The following is an 11,442-nucleotide window of genomic DNA, read 5'->3' as shown; positions in this document are numbered from 1 at the left end:
CAGAGCGCATAGTGCTCAAGGTCTGGAGAGGCACGCCGATAAGCATCGATAGGGCATGGCCTCGCCGTGGCTCCGGACAACGACAAGGAGACCGTTCCACATGAAGTCCCTCTCAATCGCCACCAAGCTGTGGCTGCCCGTCATTGCGCTGGCTGCGACGGTGGTGCTGATGACGGTAGCCTCGGCCACCCGCACCGCCAAGCTGCAAACCCAGGCTCAGCAGACCCAGCAGGCCCAGCAGCGCAAGTTCGAACTGTCGCTGCGTTGGCGGGGCCTGACCGAGGCCAATGCGGCGCGCGCCGCCGCTGGGCTTCTAAGCAGCGATGTGGCTGTGGCCTCGACCTTCAAGCCACAAATCGATGCAACCACGGCCACCATCTCCGAGATGCAAAAAGAGCTCGAAGCCCTGGCCACCTCGGATGAAGAGAAGGCCGCGATGGCCCGTATCGCCGACACCCGCAAGATCTATATCGCTAGCCGCAACGAGGCTGGCAAGCTCAAGATCGAAGGTCAGGCCGAGGCCTCAGTGGCGGCACTGCAGGGCAAAATGCTGCCGGCCATTGCGACCTATCTGGAGGCGCAGGCCGACTTCGTCAAGCTGCAGCAGCAGCGCTCCGACGCACTGCGCGAGCAGGCCGGCGCCGAGCGCATGCGCACGGTATGGATCGTCGCGCTGGTGATGGGCCTGATCGTGCTGGGCCTGGCCGTGGCGACCTTCTACCTGGTACGCTCGATCTCGACGCCGCTGCGCGAGCTGGTGGGCCAGGCCGAGCGCATCGGCCAGGGGGACCTCAGTCAGCGCATCGCCGCGCAGCCGCGGGACGACGAAATCGGTGACCTGCAACGCGCACTGGGCGCGATGCGCGAGGCGCTGAACCGTGTGGTCGGCGAGGTGCGCCACAGCGCCGACAGCATCCAGACTGCCAGCCGCGAGATCGCCACCGGCAACACCGACCTGAGCCAACGCACCGAGCAGACCGCATCGAATCTGCAGCAGGCAGCCAGCTCCATGAGCGAACTGACCGGCACCGTGCGCCAGAGCGCCGACGCCGCCAGCACCGCCAACCAGCTGGCCCACAGTGCCGCCCAGGTGGCGCAGCGCGGCGGCACCGTGGTGGGCCAGGTGGTCGCGACGATGGACGAAATCAACAGCAGCTCGAAGAAGATCGCCGACATCATCGGCGTGATCGACGGCATCGCCTTCCAGACCAATATCCTGGCCTTGAATGCTGCCGTTGAAGCCGCTCGAGCTGGCGAGCAAGGTCGCGGCTTCGCGGTGGTGGCCAGCGAGGTGCGCTCGCTGGCGCAGCGCTCGGCCGAGGCTGCGCGCGAGATCAAGGGCCTGATTGGCACCAGCGTCGACAAGGTCGAGACCGGCGCCCGCCTGGTGCAGGACGCCGGCAGCACAATGGACGAGATCGTCGCCAGCGTGGGTCGCGTCACCGACATCATTGCCGAGATCAGCGCAAGCACCGTCGAGCAAAGTCAGGGCCTTGGCACGGTCAATGCTTCGGTCGGTCAACTCGATCAGATGACGCAGCAGAACGCCGCGCTGGTAGAAGAAAGCGCGGCAGCGGCCGAGTCGCTGAGCGAGCAGGCGCTCAAGCTGGCCGAGTTGGTCAGCAGCTTCAAGCTCTGAACTTCCTTCCGCTTTCAAAGGTCCCCATCGATGTTGCGCAATTTCAAGATCCGCCCCCGCCTGCTGCTGAGTTTCGGCCTGCTGGTGCTCATGACGGCTCTGCTGGTAGCCATCGGCGGCTTCGGCATGCATGTGGCCCAACAAGGCCTGGCCGGCATCACTCAGCAGCTCATACCTGTCAACAACGCCACCGTGGCGGCACGCAGCAAGCTGCTGGAAAGCCAGGCCGCCACCGCGACCATGGTGGCATCGATCTTCCAGGACACCGAGACCAAGGCTGCCAAGGCGGCCTGGGACAAGGCTCAGCAGGGGCTGGATCAGGCGATGGAGGACTTCGGCAAACTCGCCGCCACGCAGCAATCGCAGGACAATCTGCAGCGCTTTCGCGGCCATATTGCGATCTATCGCCAGGCGGTCGTGCCGGTGGCCGCCCAGCTCCTGGCCAGCGGCTATGCCGACGCCCAGGAAGCCCAGGCCGCGATGAAGGCCGCCGACGCCGGCTATCAACCGGCCGCTGCGATGCTGGCCGATATCGAAGCCACTTTGAATAAGACCGCCGAGGCGGTATTTAGCAAGGTCGACGGCATGGTGCAAAGCATCTTTGTCGGCTTTCTTCTGGCTTTCGCAGTCTTTGTCGCAGTGGCCCTGCTGCTGGCCTGGCGCATCGCGCTGTCCATCGTCGCGCCGCTGACCGAGGCGCAGCAGGTGGCCAGCCGCATCGCCGCCGGCGACCTCGGGCGCGCCCCGGCCGCCCAGGGCCGCGATGAAGCCAGCGCGATGATGGCGGCACTCGGCCAGATGCAGCAGTCGCTGGCCGATATCGTCGGTCAGGTGCGCCAGGCCTCAGAGAGCATCCAGGTGGCCAGCAGCGAGGTGGCAAGCGGCAATCTCGACCTGTCGACCCGCACCGAGCACACCGCCTCGAATCTGCAGCAAAGCGCCAGCGCGATGAGCGAGCTCAGCGGCACCATCAGCCACAGCGCCAGCGCCGCCGCCACCGCCAAGCAACTCGCCGGCACCGCCGCCGAGGTCGCGCAGCGCGGCGGCGCCGTGGTCGGCCAGGTGGTCGCGACGATGGACGAGATCAACAGCAGCTCGAAGAAGATCGCCGACATCATCGGCGTGATCGACGGCATCGCTTTCCAAACCAATATCCTCGCCTTGAACGCCGCCGTTGAAGCGGCCAGAGCTGGCGAGCAGGGCCGCGGTTTCGCGGTCGTGGCCGCCGAGGTGCGCAGCCTGGCGCAGCGCAGCGCCCAGGCCGCCCGCGAGATCAAGGGCCTGATCGGCGCCAGCGTCGACAAGGTCGAGACCGGCGCCCGCCTGGTGCAGGACGCCGGCAGCACGATGGACGAGATCGTCTCCAGCGTCGGCCGGGTCAGCGACATCATCAGCGAGATCAGCAGCGCCGCCAGCGAGCAGAGCGGCGGCATCACCCGCATCAGCGGCGCGGTCGGCGAGCTCGACCAGATGACGCAGCAAAACGCAGCCCTGGTCGAAGAAAGCGCGGCCGCCGCCGCCTCACTGCAGGATCAGGCGGTGAAGCTGGCGGGACTGATGAGCAGATTCAGGTTGGGATGAGGCCGGGGCGGGCTCAACTGTGATCAGCAAGCCTGTTCAGCCGAAGGCCTGCACCTCGCCACCGATCTGCTGCGGCACGACCGCCGCCAGATCGACCACCTCCCCGATCACCAGAATAGCCGGGCTGCCCAGCCCTTGCGTGCGTATCGTCTCGCCCAGTTCGTCCAGGGTTGTCAGCGCCTGGCGCTGCCGCTCGGTATGCGCTGCAGCAATCACCGCGGCCGGCATGTCGCCGCGCATGCCGGCGGCGCGCAGCTGGGCCACGATCTCGGCGCAGCGGGCCACGCCCATATAGATCACCAGGGTCAGGCCGCTCCTGGCCAGCGCCGCCCAGTCGGGCGCGCGGCCGCCGTCGCCGCTGCCCTCTGCGCTATGGCCAGTCACCAGGGCCACGCCCGGCGTGCAGCGGCGGTCGGTCACCGGGATGCCGATACTGGCCGGCCCGGCCAGGCCGGCGGTCAGGCCGTTGACGATCTCGACCTCCAGGCCGGCGGCGCGCAAGGCGTCGACCTCCTCGCCGCCACGGCCGAAGACGAAGGGATCGCCGCCCTTGAGCCGCACAACGCGCGCGCCGTTGCGCGCCTCGCGGATCATCAGCTCGTGGATGAAGCGTTGCTCGGTGGACACACATCCGCCCCGTTTCCCCACCTTCAAAACTCTTGTGTCTGGCCGCAGCAGCGCCAGCGCGCGGGCATCAACCAGATCGTCGACCAGCACGACATCGGCCGCCTGCAGGCGCTTGAGCGCCTTGACGGTCAGCAGCTCCGGGTCGCCGGGACCGGCACCGACAAGGGCGATGGGATAGCTTGGGGTGGTGTTCATGCTGTCAGCTCGCAAGGGGTGGCATCGACCAGCCGGCGCAAGGCCGGCAGGCAGGAACCGCATTGGGTGCCGCAGCGCAGTGCGCCCTGCAGGGCGCGCAGACGCTCAGCCGGATCGGCACCGGCGCATTGCGCCAGCTGGCCCCGGATGCAGGCTTCGGAAACATCGAAACAGTTGCAGACCTGCGGGCTGCGCGGGGCCAGGTCTTGCGCCGGACCTGCCTCGGGGGCCAGCAGGCGGCGTCCATGCGGCGCCACGGCGCCGGCCTCGCGCCACAGCGCCTGCAGCCAGGCGCCCTCGCCCGCCTCGCCGACGCGCAGCAGACCATGCAGGGTCTGGCCGCCGTCATCGAGCTTGAGCAGGCGGGCGCGGCCGCGGCGCGTGTCGGCATAGCGCAGCACCGAAGGCCCCCGCAAGCCCAGCGCAGCGGCGAAGCGCTCAATCTGCGGCGACGCCAGCGGGGCGGCGCTGGCGCCCTCGAAACACCAGCCCTGGCGCCCCTCGGGGCCAGCGACCGGGACACAGTGCCCATAGTCCAGCTCGCCCAGCAGCGCGCGCAGCGCGGCGCCTGCCTGATCGTCCCAGACCGCGCCCGAGAGCCGCCAGGGCAGCTCCAGGCGCAGAATGTCGACCGCAGCGAACTTCAGCTCGGGCTGGCGCGAGTCGGGGCAGAAAGCCGGCTGAGTGATGGCATTGATGCCCAGCAAGGTCCGGCCCTCGGCGTCGCGGCCGGAGACGAACTCCTGGCCCCAGTGCATCGCCACATAGGCCTGGGCCGGCCCGATCGCGGCATCGCCCAGCAGCGGCAGGGTCAGCGCGCCGCGGGCCGAGCGCACACTCACCAGATCGCCGTCCTTGAGGCTGCGGCGCGGCATGTCCTGCGGGTTCATGCGCAGCAGCGGTGTGCCCTCGTGCCCGAACAGCCGGGGCACAACGCCGCTGCGGCTCATGCCGTGCCACTGGTCGCGCAGTCGGCCGGTGCTCAGCACAAAGGGATGTTTGGCATCGGCGCGCTCGCGCGCCGGCCTGAAGGGCTGGCTGATGAAGCGGGCACGGCCGTCGGGGGTGGCAAAGCGCCGGTCCTGGTAGAGCCGCGCCTGGCCGACGCCGGCGCCCTCGGGGAAGGGCCATTGCTGGGGGCCGGCGCTATCCAGCAGACCATAGCTGAGGCCGGTGATGTCGAGGTCGCGGCCGCGCGTGGCCTCGCGGTGCTCGAGCCACAGCTGCTCGGGCCGCTCGTAGCCAAAGCGGCGCGGTGCGCCCAGGCGTTTTTCCAGCAGCTGTGCAACGTCCCGGACGATTTCCCAGTCGGCGTGCGCGCTGCCGGGCGGCGGCACGGCAGCGCGCACCCGGCTGATGCGGCGCTCGCTGTTCGTCACCGTGCCCTCCTTCTCGCCCCAGGTGGCGGCCGGCAGCAGCACATCGGCATAAGCGGCGGTGGCGGTGTCGGCAAAAGCCTCCTGCAGTATCACCAGCTCGCAGCGCTCCAGCGCCCGGCGCACCAGGGCCTGCTCCGGCAACGACTGGGCCGGGTTGGTGCAAGCGATCCACAAGGCTTTGATCTCGCCACGCGCGGCGGCCTCGAACAGCTCGATGGCCGTCTTGCCGGGCGCCTCGGGCAGCGAGTCGACCTGCCAGAGCTTGGCGATCTCGGCCCGGTGGGCGGCGTTGGCGGGGTCGCGGTGTCCGGGCAGCAAGGTGGCCATGCCGCCGGTCTCGCGCCCGCCCATCGCATTGGGCTGGCCGGTCAGCGAGAAGGGGCCGGCGCCGGGCCGGCCGATCTGGCCGGTGGCCAGATGCAGATTGATCAACGCGGTGTTCTTAGCCGTGCCGCTCGTGCTCTGGTTCAGGCCCATGCAGTAGAGCGACAGGCTGGCCGGCGACTGGGCAAACCACTGCGCGGCCTGCAGCAGATCGGCCTCCTGGATGCCGCAGATCCTGGCGGCGGCGGCGGGCGTCATCGCCCGCACCAGGGCCTTGAGCTCGGCAAAGCCCTCGGTATGGGCGGCGATGAAGCCCTGGTCTATCCAGCCCTCCCAGATGCAGGCGTGCAATAGGCCCTGGAACAGCGCGACATCGCTGCCTGGCTGAATCTGCAAATGCAGGTCGGCAAACTCGGCGCTCTCGGTTCGGCGCGGGTCGACGACGATGATCTTCATCTGCGGCCGCTTCAGCCGTGCATCCTCGATGCGGCGAAACAGGATCGGATGGGCCCAGGCCGGGTTAGCGCCGGCGATGAAGATGCAGTCGCTGTGCTCCAGGTCTTCGTAGCAGGCCGGCGGCGCGTCGGCACCAAGGCTTTGCTTGTAGCCGACCACGGCCGAGCTCATGCACAGGCGCGAGTTGCTGTCGATATTGTTGGTGCCGATCAGCGCGCGGGCCAGCTTGTTGAAGGCGTGATAGTCCTCGGTCAGCAACTGGCCGGAGATGTAGAAGCCGATCGCATCGGGGCCATGTTCGGCGCGGATCGCGGCGAGCCGCTCGGCGATATGCGTGTTGGCCTGAGCCCAGCCGACGGCCTCGGCCGCAGCCCCTCGCACGGCGCGCAGGGCCGGCTGCAAGAGGCGCCGGGTCTGAAGCGCCATGGGCGTGGCGGTCAGGTGCAGGGTCGAGCCCTTGCTGCACAGGCGGCCGAAATTGGCCGGGTGATCGGGATCGCCGCGCACGCCGGTGATCTGCGTGCCCTCGCTCGCGATGATCACGCCGCAGCCGACGCCGCAGTAGGGGCAGGTGCTGCGGGTCTCTTGCCGCATGATCTCAGCAGGCCCGTGTGCAGGGGCCGGCCTTGACCGGCGCCAGCTCGATGCCCAGCGTGTCCAGCTCGGTCCGGTTCAGCAAGACCTGGCCCCCTTCGATGCGCACGCTGAAGCGGGGCGTGCTGCCCTCGTCGGGCTCGCGTGCGCAACCGGTGTCCAGCGCAATGGTCCAGTTGTGCAGCGGGCAGGCCACGGCCTTGCCGAACACGATGCCCTGGCTCAGCGGCCCGGCCTTGTGCGGGCAGCGGTCCAGCAGGGCATAGACCTGATCGTCGGCGGTGCGGAACAGCGCCACTTGCGGCCCCTGGGCGCGCTTCACGCGGCGCGAGCCCAGCACCGGGATGTCGGTCAGGGCACAGATTTCCTTCCAGATCTCGCTCATCGCTCAAGCTCCTTGCAGCGCGTCGAACTGACGCAGATCGACCTTGGCCTTGTCGAAATCGAACCAGGGGTCGGGCTCGCCGTCGAGCGCGTGCTGCAGCTCGGCCCACAGCGTGCGGCGCAGCTCGTGGTCGTCGAGGATCCTGGCCTTCACATAGTCCAGGCCCACGCGGCTGACGTAATGCACGGTGCGCTCCAGATACCAGCCCTCCTTGCGGTAGAGCTGCATGAAGGCACCGGTGTACTCCAGCACCTCGGCGGCGGTCTTGAGCTTGGTGAAGAAGTGCGCCACCTCGGTCTTGATGCCGCCATTGCCGGCCACATACATCTCCCAGCCGCTGTCGACGCCAATGATGCCGACGTCCTTGATGCCCGCCTCGGCACAGTTGCGCGGGCAGCCCGACACCGCGAACTTGACCTTGTGCGGCGCATACATTCGCCACATCGCACGCTCCAGATCCTTGCCCATCTGCGTCGAGTCCTGCGTGCCCATGCGGCACCACTCGGAGCCCACGCAGGTCTTCACGGTGCGCAGCGCCTTCGCATAGGCGTGGCCCGAGGGCATGCCGATGTCCTTCCAGACATTGACCAGGTCTTCCTTCTTCACGCCCAGCAGGTCGATGCGCTGGCCGCCGGTGACCTTGACGGTGGGGATCTGGTACTTATCCACCGCGTCGGCAATGCGGCGCAGCTCCGAGCTCGTCGTCTCGCCGCCCCACATGCGCGGGATCACCGAGTACGTGCCGTCCTTCTGGATATTGGCGTGGGCACGCTCATTGACGAAGCGGCTTTGCGGGTCGTCCTGCGCCTCCTTGGGCCATGAGGAGATCAGGTAGTAGTTCAGCGCCGGTCGGCAGCTCGAACAGCCGTTGGGTGTCTTCCAGGTCAGCGCCTTGTAGACGGCGTCAAGACTGGTCAGGTGCTGGTCAAAGATCGCATCGCGCACGTCCTGGTGGCTCAGCTCGGTGCAGCCGCAGATCGCCTTCTTCTTCGGCGTGGCCGAGTAGTCGCCGCCGGCGGTGAACATCAGCAACTGCTCGACCAGGCCGGTGCAGGAGCCACAGCTGGCGCTGGCCTTGGTGTGCTTGCGCACCTCCTCCAAGGTGAACAGGCCCTTGTCCTTGATGGTCTTGCAGATCGCGCCCTTGCTGATGCCGTTGCAGCCGCAGACCTCGTCGCTGTCAGCCATGGCCATCGCTTTGCTGACGCCCTGATGGCCCACATCGCCGATATTGCTCTCGCCGAACATCAGCTTGTCGCGGATGTCGTGGATCTTGCGGCCCTCGCGCAGCAGCTTGAAATACCAGCTGCCGTCGACTGTGTCGCCGTAGAGGCAGGCGCCGACCAGCTTGTCGTCGCGTATCACCAGCTTCTTGTAGACGCCAGCGAAGGGGTCGCTCATCACAACTTCTTCGCAGCCCTCGCCCCCCATGAAATCGCCGGCCGAGAACAGGTCGATACCGGTGACCTTGAGCTTGGTCGATGTCTGGCTGCCCAGATAGCGGCCGATGCCGAACTGGGCCAGATGGGTGGCGCAGACCTTGCCCTGCTCGAACAGCGGCGCCACCAGGCCGTAGGCGATGCCGCGATGCGCGGCGCATTCACCGACCGAGTAGATGCGCGGATCGGTCACCGTCTGCATCGTGTCGCTGACGACAATGCCGCGGCTGCAGTGGATGCCGGCGGACTCGGCCAGCGCGGTATTGGGTCGGATGCCGGCGGCCATCACGACCAGGTCGGCGGGGATCTCCTTGCCGTCCTTGAACTGGACCGCCATCACTCTCCCGTCCTTGCCGCCGATCAGCGCCTGAGTCTGCGCGCCCAGCATGAACCTCAACCCCCGCGCCTGCAGCGACTTGCGCAGCAGCTCGCCGGCCTGGTCGTCGAGCTGGCGCTCCATCAGCCAGTCGCCGATGTGCACGACGGTGACCTGCATGCCGCGCAGCATCAGGCCGTTGGCCGCCTCCAGGCCCAAGAGGCCGCCACCGATCACGACCGCATGCTGGTACTTGGTCGCCGCGTCAATCATCTCGTTGGTGTCGGCGATATCGCGGTAGGCGATCACGCCGCCCAGCTCCTTGCCCGGCACCGGCAGGATGAAGGGGCTGGAGCCGGTGGCGATCAAGAGGCGGTCGTACTCGGCTTCGATGGACTCACCTTTCGGGTCCTCGGCAACCACCTTGCGGCGGATGCGATCGATCTGCGTGACCGTCTTGCCCAGATGCAGGGTGATGCCCTGCTCGGCATACCAGGACAGCGGATTCAGGATGATCTCGTCGATCGTCTGTTCGCCCGCAAGCACTGGGCTCAAGAGGATGCGGTTGTAGTTCGGGTGCGGCTCGGCGCCGAACACCGTGATGTCATAGAGATCGGGGGCGATCTTCAGGAGCTCTTCCAGGGTGCGCACGCCGGCCATGCCGTTGCCCACCATCACCAGCTTCAGTTTCTTGTCGTTCGTCATCATCACAGCAGCTCCAGGCTGAGCGCCGCCCCGCCCAGCCCCAGTGGAGCTAGCGAGCAGCGGCACCACGAAGAATCAATCAGGCGGCTTTTTTCTCGACCGGCGCGGCGTGGCGCGTGTAGAGGAAATCGATCACCGCCTTGCGCGCATGCACATAGACCGGGTCCTCGACCAGCTCGACCCGGCTGCGCGGGCGAGGGATGTCGACCGCATAGATCTCGCCGATGGTGGCGGCAGGTCCGTTGGTCATCATCACGATGCGGTCGGAGAGCAGCACGGCCTCGTCGACATCGTGCGTCACCATCACCACGGTGCTGTGCGTGCGCGCGACGATCTTCAAGAGCTCGTCCTGCAGATGAGCGCGGGTCAGCGCATCGAGCGCGCCGAAGGGCTCGTCCATCAAGAGCACCTTGGGCTCCATCGCCAGCGCACGGGCGATGCCAACCCGCTGCTTCATGCCGCCGGAGATCTCGTGCGGGCGCTTGAACATCGCATGGCTCATTCCCACCAGCTCCAGCGCCGCATCGGTGCGCTCGGCCAACTGACGCTTCAACTCGCGCCCGCCAAACACCGACTCGACGCCCAGATAGACGTTCTCGAAGCAGGTCAGCCAGGGTAGCAGCGAATGGTTCTGGAATACCACCGCGCGCTCCGGGCCGGGCTCGGTGATCTCGCGGTTGTCGCACAGCAGCACGCCGGACGTGGGCCGCAGCAGGCCGGCGATCAGGTTTAGCAAGGTGCTCTTGCCGCAGCCCGAGTGGCCGATCAGCGTGATGAACTCGCCCTTCTGAACCTGCAGATGGATGTCGCGCAGCGCGTGGAACTGGCCCTTGCGGGTGTTGAACACCATCTCGGCCGACTGCACTTCGATAAAGGCTTTGTTTGCGCTCATGGCTCGGCTCCGTCAGTCGTTGTAGGAGAAGTGCTTGGCCACCGCCATCAGCAGCCATTCGAGGGCCAGGCCGACGATGCCGATCACGAAGATCGCGATGATGATGTGCTGGACATTGAGGTTGTTCCACTCGTCCCAGACCCAGAAACCGATGCCGACGCCGCCGGTCAGCATCTCGGCCGCGACGATCACCAGCCAGGCCGTGCCGACCGAGAGGCGAACGCCAGTGAGCATATAAGGCAGCACGGCCGGGAACAGGATCTTGCTGATGATCTTCCACTCGCTGAGCTTGAGCACCCGCGCGACGTTCAGATAGTCCTCGGGTACCCGCTGCACGCCCACCGCAGTGTTGACCACCATCGGCCAGATCGAGCAGATGAAGATGGTCCAGATCGCGGCCGGATTGGCGCTCTTGAAGACCAGCAGGCCGATCGGCAGCCAGGCCAGCGGCGAGACCGGCTTGAGCAAGCTGATCAGCGGCGAGCACATGCGGTTGGCGAACTCGAAGCGGCCGATGATGAAGCCCAGCGGAATGCCTACCGCTGCGGCCAGGCCGAAGCCCACCGCCACGCGCTGCAGCGAGAAGAGGATGTTCCAGCCTATGCCCTGGTCGTTCGGCCCATTGCTGTAGAAGGGGTCGGCGAACAGCTTGACGGCGGCGTCGAAGGTGGTGCCCGGCGTGGGGAAGCTACCGCCCTTTTGCGTCAGCAGCCCCCAGATGCCGATCAGCAGCGCCATGCCCAGCACCGGCGGCAGCACGCGCATCCACAGGCTGTTCAGGTCGATGCGCCGGCGCGGCCTGGGCACAAGGGGCACAGCCACCGGCGGGGCATCAGGCGTGGGCAGAGACACCGCAATCGCTGCGCTGTGCTCACGGGGAGAATGAAAGACGGCACTGACCATGGGGAGC

The 11,442-nt window shown here is 67.3% G+C and carries 8 protein-coding genes; 2 read left to right on the top strand and 6 right to left on the bottom strand.

Annotation, left to right across the window (positions count from 1 at the left end; all coding sequences use genetic code 11):
- Positions 1-100: 100 nt before the first annotated feature.
- Both OOZ63_RS29095 and OOZ63_RS29090 read left to right on the top strand, forming a co-directional pair.
- Complete coding sequence (locus tag OOZ63_RS29095) at positions 101-1,639, top strand: methyl-accepting chemotaxis protein (RefSeq protein WP_323055750.1); 1,539 nt, start codon at positions 101-103, stop codon at positions 1,637-1,639.
- 30 nt (positions 1,640-1,669) lie between these two features.
- A complete protein-coding gene (locus tag OOZ63_RS29090) occupies positions 1,670-3,220 on the top strand; it encodes a methyl-accepting chemotaxis protein (protein WP_323055749.1) in 1,551 nt (516 codons plus the stop codon).
- 36 nt (positions 3,221-3,256) lie between these two features.
- On the opposite strand, the gene cobA is transcribed toward OOZ63_RS29090, so the two are convergent.
- From cobA to ntrB, 6 genes are all read right to left on the bottom strand, one after another.
- Positions 3,257-4,042 (bottom strand): uroporphyrinogen-III C-methyltransferase, encoded by a 786-nt coding sequence (gene cobA, locus OOZ63_RS14030; RefSeq protein WP_266006155.1) that lies wholly within the window; start codon positions 4,040-4,042, stop codon positions 3,257-3,259.
- Positions 4,039-6,795 (bottom strand): nitrate reductase, encoded by a 2,757-nt coding sequence (locus OOZ63_RS14025; protein ID WP_266006154.1) that lies wholly within the window; start codon positions 6,793-6,795, stop codon positions 4,039-4,041. Before OOZ63_RS14025 ends, cobA begins: the two co-directional genes overlap by 4 nt.
- A 4-nt stretch (positions 6,796-6,799) precedes the next feature.
- A complete protein-coding gene (nirD, locus tag OOZ63_RS14020; protein ID WP_266006153.1) occupies positions 6,800-7,180 on the bottom strand; it encodes a nitrite reductase small subunit NirD in 381 nt (126 codons plus the stop codon).
- A 3-nt stretch (positions 7,181-7,183) separates the two neighbouring features.
- A complete protein-coding gene (gene nirB, locus OOZ63_RS14015) occupies positions 7,184-9,643 on the bottom strand; it encodes a nitrite reductase large subunit NirB (protein ID WP_266006152.1) in 2,460 nt (819 codons plus the stop codon).
- Positions 9,644-9,719: 76 nt separating this feature from the next.
- Positions 9,720-10,532 (bottom strand): ABC transporter ATP-binding protein, encoded by an 813-nt coding sequence (locus OOZ63_RS14010; RefSeq protein WP_266006151.1) that lies wholly within the window; start codon positions 10,530-10,532, stop codon positions 9,720-9,722.
- Positions 10,533-10,544: 12 nt separating this feature from the next.
- On the bottom strand, positions 10,545-11,435 hold the full coding sequence (gene ntrB, locus OOZ63_RS14005; RefSeq protein ID WP_266006150.1) for a nitrate ABC transporter permease: 891 nt from the start codon (positions 11,433-11,435) through the stop codon (positions 10,545-10,547).
- Positions 11,436-11,442: the final 7 nt, after the last annotated feature.

Origin of the sequence: Paucibacter sp. PLA-PC-4 (assembly GCF_026241155.1) — a bacterium.
Classification (GTDB): domain Bacteria; phylum Pseudomonadota; class Gammaproteobacteria; order Burkholderiales; family Burkholderiaceae_C; genus Roseateles_E.
Note: the sequence above shows the minus strand (reverse complement) of the source record. Positions and strands in the feature narration are given on the sequence as shown.